Origin of the sequence: Proteus genomosp. 6, assembly GCF_040139785.1 — a bacterium.
In the GTDB taxonomy this organism is placed as follows: domain Bacteria; phylum Pseudomonadota; class Gammaproteobacteria; order Enterobacterales; family Enterobacteriaceae; genus Proteus.
Window position 1 is genome coordinate 45,565 of sequence record NZ_JBEEVJ010000010.1, and the last position, 22,678, is coordinate 68,242.

The window sequence follows — 22,678 nt, forward strand, 5'->3', positions numbered from 1 at the left end:
ACATTTCATTAAAATGATAGCGCTATCACAATTACGAATGATCTATCTAGATAGCGCTACCATTAATGATTACTATCCTTAATAACGAAGCTCATAGAGAGTCTTATCGAGGTTGCAAGTATGCTTAAAACGTTATTAACGCCCGATGTGGTGCAAGTGGTTCCAAACGTTATCGATTGGAGAGATGCAGTCAAAGTGGCATGTCAGCCATTGATTGATAAAGGTTGTATTGAACCTCGTTATATCGATGCAATTTACAAATCACACGAAAAAATAGGGCCATATTATGTTTTAGGCCCCGGTATTGCGATGCCTCATGCTCGTCCTGAAGATGGTGTTAATCAACTTTCTCTTGCATTAACGATTGTTGAGCAAGGTGTTGAATTTGGTGCTGATGAAAACGATCCAGTGAAATTACTGATTGTTTTGGCTGCAACAGATAACGATAGCCATATTAATGCCATTGTGAAATTAGCCGAACTTTTTGATAACGATGCAGATATTCAAAAGCTATTTAATGCGAAAAGCAAAGCGGATGTATTAGCCGTTATCAACAATTATTAATGACGATTTAAATTACCAAGGGGAATATCATGAAAATTACAGTTGTGTGTGGAAATGGTTTAGGTAGTAGCTTAATGATGGAAATGAGCATCAAAAGTATCCTAAAAGATATTTCTGTGAATGCAGAAGTAGATCACGTTGATCTGGGATCAGCAAAAGGCACACCAAGTGATATCTATGTAGGTACGCGTGATATTGCAGAGCAACTCAATTCACAAGCGGTAAATGGAAAGGTTGTTTCATTGGATAACATGATTGACAAAGTAGCGATGAAAGAAAAACTTTCTGTCGCATTACGTGAATTAGGCGCGTTATAAGGAGCCTATCATGGACTTTTTCCGCTTTCTAATGAGTGATGTGCTTTCAGAGCCAGCCATTTTAGTGGGTTTGATCGCATTAATTGGTTTAATCGCCCAGAAAAAACCAGTGACAGAATGTATCAAAGGCACCGTAAAAACCATTATGGGTTTTGTTATTTTAGGTGCAGGTGCAGGGTTAGTTATCAACTCACTGGGTGATTTCTCAACAATTTTCCAACATGCATTTGGTATTCAAGGCGTTGTGCCAAATAATGAGGCGATTGTCTCTATTGCACAAAAAAGCTTTGGTAAAGAGATGGCTATGATTATGTTCTTTGCCATGTTGATTAATATCTTAATTGCACGTTTAACCCCGTGGAAATTTATTTTCTTAACGGGTCACCATACTTTATTTATGTCTATGATGGTGGCGGTTATTCTGGCAACCGCTGGCTTAGAAGGTACAGTATTAGTTGCGGTAGGTTCATTAGTTGTTGGGATTTCAATGGTGTTTTTCCCTGCCATTGCTCATCCTTATATGAAAAAAATTACCGGTTCTGATGATGTGGCATTAGGACACTTCTCGACTATCTCTTATGTTGTTGCTGGTTTTATCGGCAGTAAATTTGGTAATAAAGAGCATTCAACCGAAGAGATGAATGTGCCTAAAAGTTTACTATTTTTACGTGATACGCCTGTTGCCATCGCCTTTACAATGGGTATTATTTTTATCATTACGTGTTTATTTGCGGGCGATGCTTTTGTTCGTGAAGTCAGTGGTGGCAAAAACTGGTTTATGTTCTCATTGATGCAATCCATAACCTTTGCAGCAGGTGTTTATATTATTCTGCAAGGTGTACGTATGGTGATTGCTGAAATCGTTCCAGCATTTAAAGGTATTTCTGATAAGTTAGTCCCTAATGCAAAACCCGCTTTAGATTGTCCAGTGGTGTTCCCTTATGCTCCTAATGCGGTATTGGTCGGCTTTTTAAGTAGCTTTGCCGCTGGCGTTATCGGTATGTTCATTCTTTATGCCTTAGATTGGACGGTGATCATTCCAGGTGTTGTTCCTCACTTCTTTGTAGGTGCAACAGCGGGGGTCTTTGGTAATGCAACCGGTGGACGTCGTGGTGCTATTTTAGGTGCCTTTGCTCAAGGTTTATTAATTACCTTCTTACCTGTATTCCTCTTGCCTGTGCTTGGCGATATCGGTATTGCTAACACTACATTTAGTGATGCAGACTTTGGTGTTATCGGTATTCTGTTAGGTATTATTGTTCGCTGATTGTTTTAAGAATTAAGATAGATAAACGCCTCATTGAAATTAATTCATTGGGGCGTTTTTTTATGTGAATTTATATGTTTATTTTGTGAATAATAATGCTATTATCCTGAGTGAATATTCACTGTGTGTATATTTTCGTACCTAATTAATTATAAAAATAGGTTTACATCACAATCACTAAGGAAAAAGAAGATGTCTTTTGGTATTCGATATCTTGCGTTGTTACCACTTTTTGTTATCACTGCTTGCCAACAACCGATTAATCACAATCCTCCCGTGACTCAAACGGCGCAGGTTCAACCTGCAATCGTGAATAACTCATGGATTGAAATCTCACGTAGTGCGCTCGATTTTAATGTGAAGAAAGTACAATCACTTTTAGGTGATAAATCCTCTCTTTGTGCTGTTTTAAAAGGCGATGCATATGGTCATGATTTATCATTAGTTGCACCTGTTATGATTGAAAATAATGTGCAATGTATTGGCGTAACGAATAACCAAGAGCTAAAAGAAGTTCGTGATCTAGGATTCCAAGGCCGTTTAATGCGTGTACGTAATGCCACAGAGCAAGAGATGGCTCAGGCAACAAGCTATAACGTGGAAGAATTGATTGGTAATTTAGATATGGCTAGAAAATTAGATGCCATTGCTAAACAACAAAATAGAGTGATCCCTATTCATTTAGCTTTAAATTCAGGTGGAATGTCTCGTAATGGATTAGAAGTGAATAATAATGCAGGGCTTGAAGAGGCGAAGCAAATTGCTCAATTAGCTAACCTTAAAGTGGTTGGCATTATGTCTCACTATCCTGAAGAAGATGCTGATAAAGTAAGAGAAGATCTTGCTCGTTTTAAACAGCAATCACAAAAGGTATTGGATGTTACAGGACTAAATCGTAAAGATGTCACTCTGCATATGGCAAATACGTTCGCCACAATTACCGTACCTGAATCATGGCTAGATATGGTGCGTGTGGGCGGAATTTTCTATGGCGATACTATCGCAAGTACAGATTACAAACGTGTTATGACGTTTAAATCGAATATTGCTTCAATCAATTATTATCCTAAAGGTAATACTGTTGGTTATGACTGTACTTACACACTAAAACGTGACTCGGTATTAGCGAATATTCCTGTCGGTTATGCAGATGGCTATCGCCGCGTTTTTAGTAATGCAGGGCATGCTTTAATTGGTGGCCAACGTGTGCCTGTTTTAGGTAAAACGTCAATGAATACGGTGATTGTTGATATTACAGATCTTAAAAATATCAAATCAGGGGATGAAGTCGTGTTCTTTGGTAAGCAAGGTAATAGCGAAATTACAGCTGAAGAAGTTGAAGATATCAGTGGTGCATTATTTACAGAGATGTCGATTTTATGGGGTGCAACCAATCAACGGGTATTAGTGGATTAAAGTAGGGTGCTTGTAACCACAAAACGCAACAACGTGTGATGAGAAATTGTGGGGGAAAATTCCCCCACAAAGCTATTTATCGCAAGATAAAGTCGCTTGAACTACTGTATGACCACTACGAATATTGAAAGAGCATAATCTTTCATGTCTAAGTAATGATAAACACAGTGCTGTCACACAGACAGCAATCAGCCCCATCAGGGCAAATTTAGCCATTTCTCTTGACACTCCTTTATAAAGGAGACAGAATCAAGTTGTCTGGTTTGAGACTGCCTCGGATTTTAATAAAATAGAATTCGGGGCTTTCGTCTTTTTGGCTCTCACTAATGCTTGAACCAAAATGATCCAAGCACCCACCTGCATACTAACAGAAACTACCTCATTTCTATCTTTTTTTGAATAAAAACAATATAAATAAACGATTAAAATCAATATGTTAGTTGTATTTGTATTGGGAGTTTATATGCGAGATTTTTCTTGACTCTCCTTTATAAAGGAGACAGAATCGATGCTGACACTGCTTCGAATTTTAGTAAATTAAAAATCTGTAGAATAAAAAAACGCCAGATGAAATCAATCATCTGGCGTTTTTTATTATTTGAAGCGAACTTCAGTAATTATGCGTTTTCTTGTTGGCTTGCTTGAATTGCTGTTAACGCAACGGTGTAGACGATATCATCCACTAATGCACCACGAGAAAGGTCATTCACTGGTTTACGCATACCTTGTAACATTGGTCCGATTGAAACCAAGTCAGCTGAACGTTGTACTGCTTTATAAGTAGTGTTACCGGTGTTCAGATCAGGGAAGATAAATACAGTCGCTTTACCTGCAACAGGTGAATTTGGCGCTTTAGATTTAGCAACGTCAGCCATAACAGCCGCGTCGTATTGTAAAGGACCATCAATCATCAGATCAGGGCGTTTTTCTTGTGCTAAACGTGTCGCTTCACGAACTTTCTCTACATCGCTACCTGCACCAGAGTTACCAGTAGAATAAGAGATCATCGCAACGCGTGGGTCGATACCGAATGCAATTGCAGAATCTGCAGATTGAATTGCGATTTCAGCCAGTTGTTCTGCTGTTGGATCTGGGTTAATTGCACAGTCACCATAAACATAAACTTGTTCAGGTAACAGCATAAAGAACACAGAAGACACTAATGAGCTACCTGGTGCAGTTTTGATTAACTGTAATGGTGGGCGAATAGTGTTAGCGGTAGTATGAACAGCACCAGAAACTAGGCCATCTACTTCACCTTTTTCCAGCATTAATGTGCCAAGAACAACGTTATCTTCTAACTGTTCACGAGCAACAACCTCTGTCATACCTTTGCTTTTACGCAGTTCAACTAAGCGAGGCACATAGATTTCACGGACTTCTTTAGGATCGACTAACTCAATGCCTGTACCTAATTCAACACCTTGTGCAGTTGCTACACGACGAATTTCTTCAGGATCGCCTAACAGTACGCAAGTTGCGATACCACGTTCAGCACAAATTGCTGCTGCTTTGACAGTACGTGGCTCATCACCTTCAGGTAAAACGATACGTTTTTTCGCTTTACGTGCTAGTTCTGTTAACTGATAACGGAATGCTGGTGGTGATAGGCGGTTAGGGCGTTCAGAGTTAGCTGTCAGTGAATCAATCCATTGTGTATTGATATGTTGAGCAACGTAGTTCTGAATTTTTTCAATACGTTCATGGTCATCAGCAGGAACTTCTAAGCTAAAACTTTGCAGATTTAAAGAGGTCTGCCAAGTGTTCGCACTAACCATAAAGATTGGTAAGCCAGTTTCAAATGCACGTTCACAAAGTTGTTTGATTGGTGCATCGATTTGGTAACCACCTGTTAGTAGGATTGCACCAATTTCAACGCCATTCATTGCTGCAAGGCATGCTGAAACTAATACATCAGGGCGATCCGCTGAAGTCACTAAAAGTGAACCAGGACGGAAATGCTCTAACATGTGTGGAATACTGCGTGCACAGAAAGTAACAGACTTAATACGACGGGTTTCAATATCGCCTTTATTGACGATAGTCGCATTTAAGTGTTTTGCCATATCTGTTGCACGAGTGGCGATTAAATCGAAGTTCCATGGAATGCAACCCAGTAAAGGCAGTGGGCTATTTTTTTCGATGGTTTTTAAATCGACATTAGAGATAATCGCTTTACTTGAATCATCAAAGATTTCAGATAAGTCAGGGCGAGTACGGCCTTGATCATCAACAGGTGCATTTAGTTTGTTAACAATAACGCCTGTGATATTTTGGTTTTTTACACCGCCGAATTCAGCACGCGCAAATTCGATACGCTCTTTTAGCTGTTCAACAGTGTTGTTACCTAATGCAGTAACGAAAACAATTTCAGCACCTAATGTTTTTGCAATTTCATAGTTTAATGATTGTGCAAAAGGGTGCTTACGCATAGGTACCAGACCTTCGATGAGAATAACTTCTGCATCAGCGGTGTTTTCATGGTATCTAGCAACAATTTCTTCCATCAAAACATCTTTTTGGTTTGAGCTGAGTAGAGACTCAACATAATCCATGTTTAAAGGTTCTGATGATTGAATAGTGGAGTGAGAGCGGATAATCGCAGTTGTCTGATCTAACGCGCCTTTTACACGAGGTTGTGCAATTGGTTTGAACACGCTCAGGCTAACGCCTTTTTGTTCCATAGAACGGATAACACCCAAGCTGACGCTGGTTAAACCTACGCGTGTATCAGTTGGGACTAGCATAATTGTACGGGACACGGAAACCTCTTTAAATATCGGTTGCTCGTTATGTAAAACAGTACTGCCAGTATTACACTGGCAGTACATCAAAGAACTTAAGCGGTCAGGCGACTTGCGTCCTGAGCGATAACTAACTCTTCGTTAGTTGGGATAACAACAGCAAGACGGCTGTTATCGGTAGTGATAGTGCCTGATTTACCGAAACGTGCATCTAAGTTACGTTGATGATCAACTTCAAAACCTAACAGAGCCAGTTTTTTCAGTGATAATTCACGTACCATTGCTGCGTTTTCACCGATACCACCAGTAAAGATAATAGCATCTAAACGACCTTCCATCAGTGCACAGTAAGAACCGATGTATTTCGCTAAACGATGGCAGTAAACGTCCATTGCACGTTTAGCATCTGCTTTAGTGTCGTAGTTATCTTCAACATAACGGCAGTCACTAGTGACTTCAGTTAAACCTAATAAACCAGATTCTTTAGTCAGCAGTTTGTTGATGTCTTCAACGCTCATACCTAAAGCATCATGTAAATGGAACACGATAGCAGGATCGATATCACCACTACGAGTACCCATGACTAAACCTTCTAATGGAGTCAGCCCCATAGAAGTATCAACACATTTACCATTAACGATAGCAGAAACAGAACCACCATTACCTAAATGGCAAGTGATTACGTTCAGTTCATCAACAGGTTTGTTTAACATTTTAGCGGCTTCACGAGAAACGAAGAAATGGCTAGTTCCGTGAGCACCATAACGACGGATGCTGTGATCTTTATATAAGCTGTATGGCAGAGCATACAAATAAGCTTCTTCTGGCATTGTTTGATGGAATGCAGTGTCAAATACAGCAACCATTTTTTCAATTAAATGAGGGAATGCTTTACGTGCTTCTTCAATACCAATAAGGTGAGCTGGGTTATGCAATGGTGCAAATGGGATTGCTGCTTCAATACCTTTGATAACGTCGTCAGTGATCACGACAGATTTAGTGAATTTCTCGCCACCATGAACAATACGGTGACCAATAGACGCGATTTGTGCAGAAAGTTCTGGTTTTTGAGCCAGAATAGTATTTACGATGAAGTTTAATGCTTCGCTATGAGCAGCGCCTGCGCCTAACGCAGCTTCGTGTTTCTGGCCATCCATTTTCCATTTCAGGCGGGCTTCAGGAAGGTTGAAGCATTCAGCCAAACCTGACAGGAATTCATCACCATTTTCTGGGTTGATAATTGCAAATTTAAGAGAAGAACTACCGCAGTTCAGTACCAGCACCAGCTTACTTGACATGGAATTACCTATTTATCTTGTTGTCGTAGTGTCTTTTATATTATAAAGACGGTGGTTAATAAAACGTCAATCATAAAAGCCTATCGCATTCCTATGATGACATTAATGACGCGCATCATGCTTAAAGTAAAAAACTTGATGCTAATTATAGTTGCCAATCATTAATTGGACGATTTTTATTCACCCATTAACTTTTCGCGTTAAAATCGGCGAAAAGGGTTGAAAATCACGCCGGCAAACAAAATATAGCGCTTTATTGCCACAAAGCTTTAGAATGGGCACAGGATACAGAGTAAAGGCAACAAAGACAAAATATACTTAATTCTACTAAAAGATTTTTATTCTTTATAGGTATTTTTTAAAAGTTACAAAAGAAATTGATTGAGGTCATTATGAGCGAACCGACAGTGACTCCCCCCGGCTTTTTTAAGAAGCTTCGTTTGGGTAACGAGTATTTAAAAACCTGGCCGGTTGAAAAGCAGTTAGCGCCTGTTTTCCCTGAAAATCGTATTGTCAAAGCCACGCGCTTTGGTATTCGCTATATGCCACCTATCGCCATTTTTACAATGACATGGCAAATCGCATTAGGCGGCAATTTAGGGCCAGCAATTACAACAGCGCTCTTTGCTTGTAGCTTGCCAATGCAAGGATTATGGTGGTTAGGCAAGCGTGCAGCAACGCCTCTTCCTGCTACGTTATTGCGCTGGTTTTATGAAATTCGTGAGAAATTTGAAGAAGCAGGTATCGCTTTAGCCCCTGTAGAGCAAACACCGACTTACCTTTCTTTAGCCCATTTATTAAAACGTGCTTTTAAGCAACTGGATCGTTCTTTTCTTGATGATGTGTAGAACATTTGTTCTACCTTCTTCGTTTGTCATTATTGTCATCTGAATTACCCCGTTGAGATCAAAAAACGCGTAGTTAGCACTACTCAATACTTTTGATTAATGTCATGCTCTCCTCAATGATTTCTTTGGAGAATTAATGATGGAAATGACACACGCACAACGCTTGATCCTCTCTAATCAGTATAAAATGATGACTATGATGGATCCTGATAACGCTGAACGTTATCGTCGCTATCAGACAATTATTGAACGTGGTTATGGATTACAATTACGTGAACTTGATCGTGACTTCGATGAAATGTCAGAAGAGACTTGCCGTACCATTATTAACGTCATGGAAATGTACCATGCACTGCAAGTTTCTCGTGATAACTTAAAAGAACAAGAGATGCCAGATGCTCGACGTGTCGCATTTATAGGCTTTGATGCGGCGACAGAATCCCGCTATCTTAGCTATGTGCGTTTTATGGTGAATACAGAAGGGCGTTACACGCATTTCGATAGTGGCAGCCATGGTTTTAACTCTCAAACACCAATGTGGGAAAAATACCAAAGAATGCTTAATGTTTGGTTAGCGTGCCCTCGCCAATATCACCTTAGCGCCGTTGAAATCCAGCAAATACTTAATGCGTAATTGCAGTACATAATAGTTAACGCATCACTATAAGGTAAAAGTAGGCATAAAATATGGCAATCACATGTAAAGGTTTTCTGTTTGATTTAGATGGAACATTAGTCGATTCATTACCAGTTGTTGAACATTGTTGGGCGTTATTTGGTGAGCGTGTCGGTGTATCAACACAAGAGATTAATGACTACATCCACGGAAAGCCTGCTATTGAGTCGATTCGCCATTTTATGCCTAATGCCACCGAACAAGAGATAACCGAGACATTTCGTTGGTTAGAGAAATTAGAATCAACACAAATAGAAGGTTTAGCCCCGCTTCCGGGGGCTATTGAGTTAATTAATCGCCTTAATGACTTAAATATTCCGTGGGCGATTGTCACATCAGGTACGGTTCCGATCGCAACAACACGCCAATCTGTTACGGGTATTCCAGAACCTAAGCATTGGGTTACAGCGGAATGCATTAGTAAAGGTAAACCTAATCCCGAGCCTTATCTTTTAGGTGCCAAAAAGTTGGGATTATTACCACAAGATTGTGTGGTTTTTGAAGATGCAGCTGCGGGGCTCTACTCTGGTTTAGATGCGGGATGCCAAGTTGTTGCCGTTCATGCCCCTCTTTCTCTCCCTCGCCGTAATGAGATTCATTTAATTATTGATTCTTTAAATGATATTCAAATCGAGAAGCAAGCTGAAAAAGTAATAATCACGCACAAAAGATAGTCTTTTCTTTGATCATATTAGAAGATTTATTGTTGTAAAAATGGTCTACTTATCAATGTAGTGAATTGATGTCTTAAACTGTTTTCACTTATTGCTGATCGAGGCCATTTTGAATAGCGAATTATTATGGGTTTTAAGCCTGCTATTGATAGCTATTGTCCTTTTTACGACCAACAAAATCCGCATGGATGTGGTCGCTTTACTTGTCATCATCGCATTCGTTCTTAGCGGTACTCTCTCATTAAATGAAGCCACGGTAGGGTTTAGCGATCCTAACGTATTACTTATTGCGGCCCTTTTTGTTATTGGTGAAGGGTTAGTGAGAACAGGTGTGGCTTATCAAATGGGGGACTGGCTAGTTCGTGTCGCGGGTAGCAGTGAAGTTAAAATGCTTGTGCTATTAATGATATGCGTTGCAAGTTTAGGTGCTTTCATGAGTTCAACAGGTGTTGTTGCCATCTTTATTCCTGTTGTATTGAGTGTTGCTGCTCGAATGAAAACATCGCCAGGTCGTTTAATGATGCCGTTAGGCTTTGCTGGACTGATTAGTGGATTAATGACCTTAGTGGCAACACCACCTAATATGGTTGTTAACAGTGAATTAGTCAGAGAAGGTTTACCGAGTTTTCAGTTTTTCTCCATTACGCCAATAGGTATTGCTGTATTATTTGCAGGTATTCTTTATATGCTGGTGGTACGTCGATGGCTAGGAAATAACGACAATGGTAAGCAAAAAGAAGCTTATCGTCGTACTTTCCGTGATCTTATTCGTGATTATCAGTTAGCTGGGCGTGCTCGTCGTTTAGCCATTCGTAAAGGTTCTCCGCTAGTAGGTCATTCACTTGATGAATTACATTTACGTTCTCGTTATGGTGCAAACGTTGTCGGTGTTGAACGCTGGAGGCGCTTTCGGCGTGTTATGGTTAGCGCAACGGGTGGTACTGAATTAAGAGAGCGTGATGTTTTATTAGTTGATATGTCAGCCAGTGATGTCGATTTACGTGAGTTTTGCCGTGAACAGATGTTAGAACCAATGGTATTGCGGGGTGAATATTTTTCTGAACAATCTCGTGATGTAGGGCTTGCTGAAGTCTCCATGAATCCTGATTCCGAATTATTAGGTAAATCATTAAGAGAAATTAAATTTCGTACCCGTTATGGACTAAACGTGGTTGCTATTCGTCGTGAAGGAAGTGCTTTACCGGGTAAAATTGTCGATGAGCCATTACGCCTTGGTGATGTGTTATTGGTGATTGGTGATTGGAAATTAATCCGTATTCTTTCGACGAAACCACGTAATTTTATTGTGTTAAATTTAGCTGCAGAAATTGAAACTGTTGCCCCTGCTTCATCCCAAGCTCCTCATGCACTGTTTTCGTTAGCACTAATGGTGGCGTTAATGGTGACGAATGAAGTCCCTAATTTTATTGCGGCACTTATTGCCTGTTTGTTAATGGGGAAATTCCGTTGTATTGATATGGAAAGTGCTTATCGCTCTATTCATTGGCCAAGTATTATTTTAATTGTCGGTATGATGCCTTTTGCAGCCGCATTACAAAAAACAGGCGGTATAGAGCTTATTGTTAATGGTTTAATGGATGTTGCGGGTAGTGCTGGTCCTCAAGTGATGTTGGTGTGTTTATTTATACTTTGTGCATCAATTGGGTTGTTTATTTCCAATACGGCAACGGCGGTATTAATGGCACCAATTGCTATAGCTGCGGCTAACCAAATGAATGTTTCTCCACTACCATTTGCAATGGTGATAGGTGTTGCAGCATCTGCAGCATTTATGACGCCAGTTTCATCGCCTGTTAATACGCTGATCCTGGAGCCGGGTGGTTATAAGTTTGCCGACTTTATCAAGATTGGTGTGCCATTTACGGTTATTGTGATGTTGATTAGTGTCTTCCTGATCCCGCTATTATTCCCATTCTAAATATTAATACTTTTGTTTTGCTGAAACGCTGTTTGTTAATTAATAAACAGCGTTTTTTATTTATTGGGCGATGTTTTTTATTTGATGTATGCGACATATCTATGAATGTGTGTTTTCTGAAAATCTTTCTTAGAAAAAAAAGTATAGTCATATTATTGATCTGAAAATAATTTAATAAGAGAGACATATAATGTGTATAAATTCAATAAGCACCTCAAACAAAATTTTGATTCAGAATGATAAAAGTAATCAAGATGACAATAGAATAAGCACTATATCAAACAATAGTAGAGAGTTTAAAACTAATGGCAATATTCATACATCAAAAGAAAGTAACAAAGTATTAAGTAATAAAATAAAAGAGATAATAATAGAAAAAAATAGCCAGGGTAAATCAACAGCAAGAGTAAATAATAAAAATATTGTTTTTTCTAGTGAACATAATAAAAATTTAACTCAAAGTGTTAGCGATGATCTAAAACAGATAAAACAGGCTATTTCTACACGTCCTACTGTTTTTAAAGGATTGATCGCGAATAATTTGATGAATAATAAAGAAAGTGTGGGGAATGAGATATTATCAAAGTATAATAATTTTACTTCATTAGCACCTGAGTTTCATGATAAAGCATCAAAAGCAATGACTAATTTTTCTATTTCATTAGAATTAAAAAATGCAGATGAGGCAATAATCTTTTCTATATTAGAAAATAATAATAAGAATGATTCTGTTGAGTATGTAAAGGATTATTTAAATGAGAAATACCAAGGATATATAGACGCTGTAAAAAATAAGTTGAATATCACTAATAGAGCGAAAAATATATTAAAAACAATGGAGTCAAATAAATTTGATAAAAAAATAGAAGGTCTTTTTGAACTTGTTAATGATTTTAAAAATAAAAATATTGTTAGAAATAAAAGTGATTTAAATACACATGATATTTTTCAAGGAATTGCTGAACACTATCTTAATGACAATAATATTCATGTTAATTTAGAACAAGCCGAAAATATTATTGAAAAAATGATCAAAGATAAAGGTTTAGAGTTTGCTGCAACATTAAACTCAGAAAAACGATTAGAGACAGTTAATTCGGCAATTGACCAAACATTAGATTATATGAAAGCACTAAAACTTAATGAAAATAAAAATGATATAATAATGCTTGCTATGGGAAAAACAAAAAGTATCAATAGAAGTAATGTATTTATTAGAGGTATGAAAGGAATAAGAAATCTAGTTATTGGTAAAGATAATAGTAAAATTGAGAGGCTAAATAAATTAACAGAAGGTTTGATCGTAAGTTTTGAATCCAATACATTGAAGTTTTTAGCAGAAAATATAAAGGAAATGGAAAATATAAAGGAAATGGAAAATATAAAAGGTATGAATGATAAGGATATTAATCCTGATAAAAACGATGTAAAAAATGAAGATTGATTTATATCATTAAATTATAGTATCAACTTTAAAGTGAGTGATTATTATCACTCACTAATTTCATCAAGCGATAAACTAAACCCTGGTACAAACACCTTCATAAAATAGTCCATTTCTGGGCTATGTCTTTCTGCTAGGGTCTTTTCTAACCGATTTTTAGCCAGATTAAATTCGCTATTACCGGCTGCTAACTCTTCAAGACATTTTAAATAAGCGCACAGACTATCTGCTTGTTTTACAATAAAGGTTTCTTCCTCGCTATGTAATTGCTCATCAATAAGAGGGCGAAAGTCATCTTGTAATTCTTCGGGTAACATTTCAATTAGTTTTTGCTGCGCGTATTTTTCTATTTTTTTATATTCATGAGCAATTTGAGGATTGTGATATTTAATAGGCGTTGGCATATCGCCAGTGATCACTTCGCTTGCATCATGATACATCGCTTGTAATGCAATTCGTTCGGCATTGACATTGCCATCAAATTTACGATTTTTAATCACCGCTAAGGCATGGGCAACAAAAGCCACTTGTAAACTGTGCTCAGACACATTTTCTTGGCGAATGTTACGCATTAAAGGCCAACGAGTAATGAGTTTTAAGCGAGAAAGGTGGGCAAAAAAGTAACTCATAATATCTCCCAATTGCGTGATTGAAGTGATTATTGTGAGTGGATAATTAACAGATGTAAACGTAAATAAAAAAGAAAATAAAAAAACGCAATATAACTGATTGTTATACTGCGTTTTATTTTGATTTGATAAGTCTTATTGGTGATAACCCACGATAAAACGACCAAATTTTTGAATTGCCATATCTAAATCATCTTCACGAGGAAGGGTAACGATACGGAAATGGTCTGGGTGTGGCCAGTTAAATGCCGTTCCTTGTACTAATAGCACTTTTTCTTGCAACAATAAATCGAGGATCATTTTCTGATCGTCTTTAATACTGTAGCGATTTAAGTCAATTTTAGGGAACATATAAAGAGCACCCATTGGCTTAACGCAAGAAACACCAGGAATTTGATTGATCAGCTCCCAAGCTCGATTACGTTGTTCGTATAAGCGACCTCCCGGAAGGATAAATTCACTAATACTTTGATAGCCGCCTAATGCAGTTTGAATGGCGTGTTGCATCGGAACGTTAGCGCATAAACGCATAGACGCTAACATATTCAAGCCTTCAATATAGCTTTTAGCATGTTTTTTAGGGCCGTTTAGTACCATCCAACCTTGACGAAAACCAGCAACACGATAGGTTTTTGATAAACCATTAAAAGTGACGGTTAATAAATCCGGTGCCATTGCAGCAATAGAGTGATGCTCTGCATCATCATAGAGAATTTTATCGTAGATCTCATCTGCAAAGATAATCAGGTCATGCTGACGAGCTATTTCAACGATTTCCATTAGAATATCTTTGCTATATACCGCACCCGTTGGGTTATTTGGGTTGATAATAACAATGCCGCGAGTATTTTTTGTAATTTTACTGCGGATATCATCTAAATCAGGGAACCAACCTTGTTGCTCGTCACACATATAGTGAACGGCATTTCCTCCCGAAAGAGAAACTGCGGCAGTCCATAAAGGATAATCAGGCGCAGGTACTAGCATTTCATCGCCATTATTCAATAAGGCTTGCATTGCTTGTACGATTAACTCGGAAACACCGTTACCAATATAAATGTCTTCAACCGTGATATCACGCATATCACGAGCTTGATAATGCTGCATGATAGCTTTACGCGCCGAAAATAGACCTTTGGAGTCACTATAACCCTGAGAGCTTGGTAGATTGCGGATCACATCTACTAAAATTTCATCAGGTGCTTCAAAGCCAAAAGGTGCTGGGTTACCAATATTGAGTTTTAAAACTTTGTTACCTTCTTCTTCCAGACGTTTTGCTTCTTGCAAAACCGGACCTCTAATGTCGTAACAGACATGTTCGAGTTTGTTTGATTTTTTAATCTGATTCATAGCGCGTTTACCTAATAGGGTCTGACTCGTATCTTTATTGTGATTATGGCGACTTAGCGATATTTATCACCGATTGCTATTCATATAGAAAGATACAAATGAAAAGGCTGTCCCAGCAAATAACTGTTCTATCACTCTACTCTTACGTTACAAACTTTTGAAGATGCTAGGTAATTTTTGGTGTAAAAGGTCAGTTTATTCTTAGAATGTTATTTTGATGACTAATTGTATTGCTTATGGCGGATTTATGTTTCAGTTTTGAAAAATAATCTGGATTATTATTCTATTGAAAGAGGGCTTTTTAGTGTGGTGATTAGAGATAAGTTGATGTGATACACAGGTAGATGAAATGTTGCATAATCAATTATTGAATAATTTTATCGGATTTGTATTATCTGGCTTAATATATTAAATTTTCAAATAATATGGTTAAATCTATTTAATTCTATAGCAATCAATTAGTTTAAGTATAAATTAAATTTAAATCTTAAATTTAATTTATAGGGGAAGATACTTAAATTCGAATGCATAGTTAAGATAATTTAAATTATTTTCAAAATGTTAAAATTTATGAATGAGAAAGCAATATAGTATGATCTAAGTCTAACTTGTGATGACGGTATACAGTTCTTTCTTGTGAATGCTTGAAATGATAATAAAATTTAATTTGTTACAAAAAGATGCAATTCCTTTCCATCTAGGAGGTGTAAACGATAAGAAACAAATGTAAAGTATTCGGTATGTCTTTGCTCTCTTTTTCAGAGTAGAGTACTGTCTGAATCGGAAGTCTTTTTTAGACTTTTGATATAAAACACCAGGTATATGTAATTTAAAAATCAAAAATAAGTGAAGAATAAACAATGATTAATGCAAATCGTCCGATAATGAATCTCGACCTCGATCTGCTTAGAACGTTTGTAGCTGTAGCAGATTTGAATACTTTTGCAGCAGCCGCTGCTGCTGTATGTCGAACCCAATCTGCTGTGAGTCAGCAGATGCAACGTTTAGAGCAATTGGTCGGTAGAGAGCTTTTTGCCCGCCATGGTCGTAATAAACTTTTAACAGAGCATGGCCTACAACTGTTAGGTTATGCTCGTCAAATTCTGCGTGCAAATGATGATGCAACGGCATCATTAACGTATAGCGATGCAGAAGGGGAGCTACGTATTGGTGCTTCTGATGACTCTGTTGATACTTTATTACCGTTTTTATTAAACCGTATCGCATCAGTGTATCCACGTTTAGCTGTTGATGTTCGCATTAAGCGTTCTCAATATATTGAAACAATGCTAGATAATCATGAAATTGATTTAGCATTAACAACAGCACGTATTGGTCATCATCCTCGTACAGCGTTACGTACAGCACCAGTGCTATGGCATTGCGCGCCAGATTTCCAATTACAAATGAATGAGCCTATTCCTTTAGTTGTAATGGATGAAACGAACCCATTCCGTCAATTAGCGATAAACACGTTAGATGATGCTGGGATCCAATGGCGTATTGCTTATGAAGCAGCTTCTTTATCCGCTGTTCGTGCCGCAGTTAATGCAGAAGTGGGTATTACTGCGCGTCCACTTGAAATGCAAAATGCCGATTTACGTATTTTAGGCGAAAGCGAAGGATTACCTCGTTTACCTGAAACACAGTATTGGTTGTATCGTAACTCTGATGAACAAAATGAAGCGGTGTTAACGGTATTCAATGCGATTGAAAACAAGAAGACACCTTATACCGTCACTGCATCTGAAGATATTAGCTCTACTGAACTTGAATAATCACATTAATAATTGTGTGAATTTTTTAGCGTTAGAACACAAAAATTAAAGATTAAAAAAGAGTCAAATAAAACTGGATAGTGATGAATAGTGATAAACGGGAATAGATGCAATTAAGTGCGTTTATTTCCGTTTTTTATTGCCATTTTTTGAAATAGTAACACCTTGTTAATAATTATGTTGTTTTATGTATTTATCTTTGTGACATTTCATCCCAAAACTACCTTAACTGTTTGTTAAAAAAATGTTTACCTTTCCGCTTGGTTAATCAGTTGTAGGATTTGTTAACAAATAAAAAGATTGTCTAGGTTTTAAGAGAATAAAAAAGTAAATCTAATCGGATATTTGACCTCCTCCACAATATTAGAAAGTTAATTTGTTAAAATTTGGATAAATTTTAAACTGATTAAGTATTTTTTCGACTATTTTGTGAGTTTGATCAAGAAAATAAGGCACATTTGCCTGTGTTGAGTCAGGTTTTTCCTGAGATACTGGTGTAGTAAAATCGAATTATCGGTTAGACTAAGCGTGTTAGCATAAAGTTTGTCGGTTGACTGACACGTTTTAGCATTAGCCAGTAATTGAGTGTTAAAAATGAGTGTTAAATTTGTTAAATCGCGATGGAAAACTGAGTGATTTGTCGCAAAGTTTTCCAAAAAATAATAAAGGTATAAATAGACTGTTATTATTTCTTTAATTAGCAAGTCTGTTTAATTCGCCTTTTTTTTCGTAATTAGAAATGTGGTGTAAACCGCCGGATAAGAGTTGGTTAATTGACACCACCTTTGATGAGTAAGCAATGAGTATGTCTACAACCACCGAAGTTATCGCCCATCATTGGGCATTTGCTGTCTTCCTCATAGGCGCATTGGGGTTATGTTCGCTCATGTTGTTGGGTGCCCGCTATTTAGGCGGACGCGCACAGGCAAGGGCAAAGCATGTTCCTTATGAATCTGGTCTTGATTCTGTTGGCAGCGCTCGTCTGCGCATGTCAGCTAAATTCTATTTAGTTGCCATGTTTTTCGTTATTTTCGATGTTGAAGCACTGTTTCTTTATGCCTGGGCTGTTTCCGTTCGTGAAGTTGGCTGGTTAGGCTTTATTGAAGCGTCAGTCTTCATCGCTATTTTATTAGCTGGATTATTCTATTTGGTTCGTATAGGCGCATTAGATTGGACGCCTGTTCGCTCTCGTCGTGAAACCGCGAGTAAAAGCCATGTTCGATTAACCAGCGGCAAACATCCGCAGCAGTAATAAGCGAGGCATTAGAAATGGATTATACGCTCACCCGCATAGATCCGAACGGTGAGAATGACCGTTATCCCCTGCAATCACAGGAAATTGTCAGTGACCCATTAGATGCTCACGTTCATCGCAGCGTGTATATGGGAAAACTGGAACATGCGTTGCATGATGTTGTGAACTGGGGACGGAAAAACTCTTTATGGCCATATAACTTTGGTCTTTCCTGTTGTTATGTTGAAATGGTGACGTCATTTACGGCTGTGCATGACGTGGCTCGTTTTGGTTCAGAAGTATTACGTGCATCACCTCGTCAAGCTGACTTTATGGTGGTTGCGGGTACTTGCTTTACTAAAATGGCACCCGTTATTCAACGTTTATACGATCAGATGTTAGAGCCTAAATGGGTTATCTCTATGGGGGCATGTGCAAACTCTGGTGGTATGTACGACATCTACTCAGTAGTGCAAGGTGTTGATAAGTTCATTCCAGTTGATGTGTATATTCCTGGCTGTCCACCACGCCCTGAAGCTTACATGCAAGCACTGATGTTATTACAAGAGTCCATTGGTAAAGAACGTCGCCCATTATCATGGGTTGTCGGCGACCAAGGTGTTTACCGTGCCAATATGCAATCAGAACGAGAAAGAAAACACGGTGAACGTATCGCAGTGAAAAACCTGCGTACTCCTGACGAAATTTAAAGGCTTTTGCCTAAGACGTAACCAGAGCAATGTGTTGCGATCATAGTAACCCTGATCAAAGTTGTGGTGAATAGAAATGACCGATCAGATAGCGCAAAAAGGCGCTCGGCCAGCGTGGGAAACGACCGATCATATTGATGATCAGGTGGTTAATGAACTACGTCAGAAATTTGGGCCAGATGCGTTTACGTTCCAGCCTACTCGTACTGGCATGCCAGTTGTTTGGGTAAAACGGGAACAACTTATTGAGGTAATGCTATACCTCAAATCTTTACCAAAACCTTATGTCATGCTGTTTGATATGCATGGTTTTGATGAGCGTCTTCGTACGCATCGTCAAGGCTTGCCAGCAGCAGACTTTTCTGTTTTCTATCATCTGATATCAATCGATCGTAATAAAGATATCATGCTGAAAGTCGCATTAAGTGAAAATGATCTTAATGTTCCGACTATCACATCTATCTTCCCTAACTCGAATTGGTATGAGCGTGAAGTCTGGGATATGTTTGGGATTGTCTTTAATGGGCATCCAAATTTACGCCGTATTATGATGCTTCCTGATTGGGAAGGTCATCCGCTGCGTAAAGATTATCCTGCTCGTGCGACAGAGTTCGATCCTTATGTGCTGACAAAGCAGAAACAGGATCTGGAAATGGAATCGCTGACATTCAAACCTGAAGAGTGGGGGATGAAACGCGGTACTGAGAATGAGGACTTTATGTTCTTAAACCTCGGTCCTAACCATCCATCATCTCATGGTGCATTCCGTATTATTCTTCAGCTTGATGGCGAGGAGATCGTCGACTGTGTGCCTGACGTGGGTTATCACCACCGTGGTGCTGAAAAAATGGGTGAGCGCCAATCTTGGCACAGTTATATCCCATACACAGACCGAATTGAATACCTCGGCGGATGCGTTAACGAAATGCCTTATGTACTTGCAGTGGAAAAACTTGCCGGTATTGAAGTGCCTGAACGCGTTAAAGTCATTCGTGTCATGCTGTCTGAGCTATTTCGTATTAATAGCCACTTACTGTATATCAGTACCTTTATCCAAGACGTTGGTGCGATGACACCCGTGTTCTTTGCCTTTACTGACCGTCAAAAAGTTTACAACATCGTTGAAGCAATTACCGGATTCCGTATGCACCCTGCATGGTTCCGTATCGGTGGTGTTGCTCATGACTTACCTCGCGGTTGGGAACGCTTATTACGTGAATTCTTAGATTGGATGCCAAAACGTCTAGATTCTTACGTAAAAGCAGCACTGCAAAACAGTATCTTAAAAGGTCGTACTATTGGTGTTGCCTCATATAATACTAAAGAAGCATTAGATTGGGGTGTCACAGGTGCAGGTCTTCGTGCAACTGGGGTTGAGTTTGACGTGCGTAAATGGCGTCCATATTCAGGTTATGAAAACTTTGAATTTGAAATCCCTGTCGCAAGTAATGGTGACTGTTATGACCGCGTAATGCTGAAAGTAGAAGAACTACGCCAAAGCTTACGTATTCTGGAACAGTGCTATAAAAATATGCCAGAAGGGCCATTTAAAGCAGACCATCCACTGACAACGCCTCCACCAAAAGAGCGTACATTACAGCATATCGAAACCATGATTAACCACTTCCTACAGGTTTCATGGGGTCCTGTTATGCCTGCTAATGAATCATTCCAGATGGTTGAAGCCACGAAAGGGATCAACAGCTATTACTTAACCAGTGATGGCAGCACAATGAGCTACCGTACCCGTATTCGTACGCCAAGTTTTGCTCACTTGCAGCAAATCCCCGCAGTTATCCGCGGTAGTCTGGTTTCTGACTTGATTGTGTATCTGGGAAGTATTGATTTTGTAATGTCGGATGTGGATCGTTAATCATGCAAAATGAATTAAACCAAAAAGATGATGCTGTGCAGATCGAAATCGTTGATGTAACACATTCAAAGAAAGCAACGTTTGTTTTAACTGAAGAAGAACGTGCTGAAATTGAACAAGAAAAACATCATTACGAAGATCCGCGAGCAGCCTCTATTGAAGCACTGAAAATTGTGCAAAAGAACCGTGGTTGGGTTGAAGACGGCGCAATTTATGCGATTGCGGATGTTCTTGGGATCCCTGCAAGCGATGTTGAAGGCGTTGCGACGTTCTATAGCCAAATTTTCCGTCAACCCGTTGGCCGTCACATCATTCGTTTTTGTGACAGCGTGGTTTGTCATATTACAGGTTATCAAGGCATTCAAGCAGCGATTGAAAAGCACCTTAATATCATTCCTGGTCAAACTACACCAGATGGTCGCTTTACGTTACTGCCAACCTGCTGTTTAGGTAATTGTGATAAAGGTCCTACTATGATGGTAGATGACGATACTCACAGCTTTGTTAAACCTGAAGAGATTGAAACGTTACTGGAGCAGTATCCATGACAGCAATTTCAGGAGCAAAACCGATTATTCGTAGCGCAGAAACGCATCCGCTAACGTGGCGCTTACGTGATGATCGTCAGCCTGTATGGCTGGATGAATACCGTGCTACAAACGGTTATAAAGCGGCAGAAAAAGCATTAAAAGGGATGTCACCGACTGAGGTGACCACTGAAGTTAAAGATGCTGGCCTAAAAGGTCGTGGTGGTGCTGGATTCTCAACAGGCTTGAAATGGAGCCTGATGCCAAAAGATGAAAGCATGAATATCCGTTACATCCTTTGTAACGCAGATGAAATGGAGCCGGGTACTTATAAAGACCGTCTCTTAATGGAAGAACTTCCACATCTGTTAATTGAAGGGATGATTATCGGCGCTCACGCACTAAAAGCTTACCGTGGCTATATTTTCCTTCGTGGCGAATATATTGAAGCGGCTAAGAATCTGCGCCATGCTATTGAAGAAGCAAAAGCAGCAGGCTTTCTGGGTAAAAACATCTTTGGTTCAGGCATTGATTTTGAACTGTTTGTTCACACGGGTGCAGGTCGTTACATCTGTGGTGAAGAGACAGCATTAATCAACTCATTAGAAGGTCGTCGTGCTAACCCGCGCTCTAAACCTCCATTCCCTGCAACATCAGGTGCATGGGGTAAACCAACTTGTGTCAATAACGTTGAAACACTGTGTAATGTGCCTGCGATTATTGAACACGGCAAAGATTGGTATATCGGCTTAAGTGAAGGTAAAAGCCCAGATGCGGGTACTAAATTAATGGGATTCTCAGGTCGCGTGAAATATCCGGGCTTATGGGAATTACCATTTGGTACAACAGCGCGCGAGATCCTTGAAGATTACGCAGGCGGTATGCGTGATGGTCTTAAGCTAAAAGCATGGCAACCGGGTGGTGCAGGTACTGACTTCTTAACAGAAGATCACCTCGATCTTCCAATGGATTTTGGCACGATTGCAAAAGCAGGTAGCCGTTTAGGTACAGCACTTGCAATGGCGGTAGATAATGAAATTAATATGGTTTCATTAACCCGTAACTTAGAAGAGTTCTTTGCTCGTGAATCTTGTGGCTGGTGTACACCTTGTCGTGATGGCTTGCCATGGAGTGTCGAAATCTTACGTGCGATAGAAAACGGTAAAGGTCGCCCTGGTGATATCGAAACCCTTGAACATTTATGTCGTTCTTTAAGTCCGGGACACACATTCTGTGCTCACGCACCGGGTGCAGTAGAACCTTTACAAAGCGCCATTAAATATTTCCGTGAAGAATTTGAGGCTGGCATTATTCAAGAAGATTATACCAATGCCAACTTGATCAGAGGTATTCAGCCTAACTTACTGAAAAGCCGCTGGTAATTTTTCAC

20 protein-coding genes are annotated in these 22,678 nt (G+C 39.0%); 15 read left to right on the forward strand and 5 right to left on the reverse strand.

The window, feature by feature from the left end; all coding sequences use genetic code 11:
* Nucleotides 1–120 precede the first annotated feature (120 nt).
* From ABN212_RS13215 to alr, 4 genes are all read left to right on the forward strand, one after another.
* Nucleotides 121–564 carry a PTS sugar transporter subunit IIA gene (locus ABN212_RS13215; RefSeq protein WP_109374111.1) on the forward strand — a complete coding sequence of 148 codons (444 nt, stop codon included), beginning with the start codon at nt 121–123 and terminating at the stop codon, nt 562–564.
* A 29-nt stretch (nt 565–593) separates the two neighbouring features.
* Nucleotides 594–881, forward strand: coding sequence for a PTS sugar transporter subunit IIB (locus tag ABN212_RS13220; RefSeq protein WP_196533829.1), 288 nt, complete (start codon nt 594–596; stop codon nt 879–881).
* Between the two features lie 10 nt (nt 882–891).
* Nucleotides 892–2,148 carry a PTS ascorbate transporter subunit IIC gene (locus ABN212_RS13225; protein ID WP_196533828.1) on the forward strand — a complete coding sequence of 419 codons (1,257 nt, stop codon included), beginning with the start codon at nt 892–894 and terminating at the stop codon, nt 2,146–2,148.
* A 192-nt stretch (nt 2,149–2,340) separates the two neighbouring features.
* Nucleotides 2,341–3,564, forward strand: coding sequence for an alanine racemase (alr, locus tag ABN212_RS13230; protein ID WP_349443300.1), 1,224 nt, complete (start codon nt 2,341–2,343; stop codon nt 3,562–3,564).
* 72 nt (nt 3,565–3,636) lie between these two features.
* On the opposite strand, the gene ABN212_RS13235 is transcribed toward alr, so the two are convergent.
* From ABN212_RS13235 to ackA, 3 genes are all read right to left on the reverse strand, one after another.
* Nucleotides 3,637–3,780, reverse strand: coding sequence for a Hok/Gef family protein (locus ABN212_RS13235; RefSeq protein ID WP_109374114.1), 144 nt, complete (start codon nt 3,778–3,780; stop codon nt 3,637–3,639).
* 401 nt (nt 3,781–4,181) lie between these two features.
* A complete protein-coding gene (pta, locus tag ABN212_RS13240; protein ID WP_109374115.1) occupies nt 4,182–6,326 on the reverse strand; it encodes a phosphate acetyltransferase in 2,145 nt (714 codons plus the stop codon).
* A gap of 77 nt (nt 6,327–6,403) precedes the next feature.
* The gene (gene ackA / locus ABN212_RS13245) at nt 6,404–7,606 is read right to left on the reverse strand and encodes an acetate kinase (RefSeq protein ID WP_109374116.1); all 1,203 of its coding nucleotides are present in this window, start codon (nt 7,604–7,606) and stop codon (nt 6,404–6,406) included.
* A gap of 392 nt (nt 7,607–7,998) precedes the next feature.
* On the opposite strand from ackA, the gene yfbV reads away from it, so the two are divergent.
* From yfbV to ABN212_RS13270, 5 genes are all read left to right on the forward strand, one after another.
* Entirely contained in the window at nt 7,999–8,454 is a 456-nt protein-coding gene (gene yfbV, locus ABN212_RS13250) for a terminus macrodomain insulation protein YfbV (protein WP_069367978.1), read from the forward strand.
* Between the two features lie 139 nt (nt 8,455–8,593).
* Nucleotides 8,594–9,088: a YfbU family protein gene (locus tag ABN212_RS13255; RefSeq protein ID WP_088495118.1), complete on the forward strand. Its 495-nt coding sequence runs from the start codon at nt 8,594–8,596 to the stop codon at nt 9,086–9,088.
* Between the two features lie 53 nt (nt 9,089–9,141).
* Nucleotides 9,142–9,804 carry a sugar phosphatase gene (locus ABN212_RS13260; RefSeq protein WP_198619764.1) on the forward strand — a complete coding sequence of 221 codons (663 nt, stop codon included), beginning with the start codon at nt 9,142–9,144 and terminating at the stop codon, nt 9,802–9,804.
* A gap of 109 nt (nt 9,805–9,913) precedes the next feature.
* The gene (locus tag ABN212_RS13265; protein WP_349443301.1) at nt 9,914–11,743 is read left to right on the forward strand and encodes an SLC13 family permease; all 1,830 of its coding nucleotides are present in this window, start codon (nt 9,914–9,916) and stop codon (nt 11,741–11,743) included.
* A gap of 190 nt (nt 11,744–11,933) precedes the next feature.
* Nucleotides 11,934–13,187 carry a hypothetical protein gene (locus tag ABN212_RS13270; protein ID WP_349443302.1) on the forward strand — a complete coding sequence of 418 codons (1,254 nt, stop codon included), beginning with the start codon at nt 11,934–11,936 and terminating at the stop codon, nt 13,185–13,187.
* Nucleotides 13,188–13,234: 47 nt separating this feature from the next.
* On the opposite strand, the gene yfbR is transcribed toward ABN212_RS13270, so the two are convergent.
* Nucleotides 13,235–13,816 (reverse strand): 5'-deoxynucleotidase, encoded by a 582-nt coding sequence (yfbR, locus tag ABN212_RS13275; RefSeq protein WP_049203494.1) that lies wholly within the window; start codon nt 13,814–13,816, stop codon nt 13,235–13,237.
* A gap of 135 nt (nt 13,817–13,951) precedes the next feature.
* Nucleotides 13,952–15,166, reverse strand: a complete 1,215-nt coding sequence (locus tag ABN212_RS13280) for a pyridoxal phosphate-dependent aminotransferase (RefSeq protein WP_100158515.1) — start codon at nt 15,164–15,166, stop codon at nt 13,952–13,954.
* Between the two features lie 860 nt (nt 15,167–16,026).
* On the opposite strand from ABN212_RS13280, the gene hexA reads away from it, so the two are divergent.
* The 6 genes from hexA (at nt 16,027) to nuoF (ending at nt 22,670) form a co-directional block, all read left to right on the forward strand.
* Nucleotides 16,027–16,944, forward strand: a complete 918-nt coding sequence (hexA, locus tag ABN212_RS13285) for a transcriptional regulator HexA (RefSeq protein ID WP_109374122.1) — start codon at nt 16,027–16,029, stop codon at nt 16,942–16,944.
* Nucleotides 16,945–17,743: 799 nt separating this feature from the next.
* Nucleotides 17,744–18,196, forward strand: coding sequence for an NADH-quinone oxidoreductase subunit A (locus ABN212_RS13290; protein WP_036912633.1), 453 nt, complete (start codon nt 17,744–17,746; stop codon nt 18,194–18,196).
* 17 nt (nt 18,197–18,213) lie between these two features.
* Entirely contained in the window at nt 18,214–18,888 is a 675-nt protein-coding gene (locus ABN212_RS13295; RefSeq protein ID WP_004243697.1) for a NuoB/complex I 20 kDa subunit family protein, read from the forward strand.
* A gap of 76 nt (nt 18,889–18,964) precedes the next feature.
* Nucleotides 18,965–20,761 carry an NADH-quinone oxidoreductase subunit C/D gene (gene nuoC, locus ABN212_RS13300; protein ID WP_100158480.1) on the forward strand — a complete coding sequence of 599 codons (1,797 nt, stop codon included), beginning with the start codon at nt 18,965–18,967 and terminating at the stop codon, nt 20,759–20,761.
* Between the two features lie 2 nt (nt 20,762–20,763).
* The gene (gene nuoE, locus ABN212_RS13305; protein WP_006533305.1) at nt 20,764–21,309 is read left to right on the forward strand and encodes an NADH-quinone oxidoreductase subunit NuoE; all 546 of its coding nucleotides are present in this window, start codon (nt 20,764–20,766) and stop codon (nt 21,307–21,309) included.
* Nucleotides 21,306–22,670, forward strand: coding sequence for an NADH-quinone oxidoreductase subunit NuoF (nuoF, locus tag ABN212_RS13310; protein WP_023581728.1), 1,365 nt, complete (start codon nt 21,306–21,308; stop codon nt 22,668–22,670). Before nuoE ends, nuoF begins: the two co-directional genes overlap by 4 nt.
* Nucleotides 22,671–22,678 lie beyond the last annotated feature (8 nt).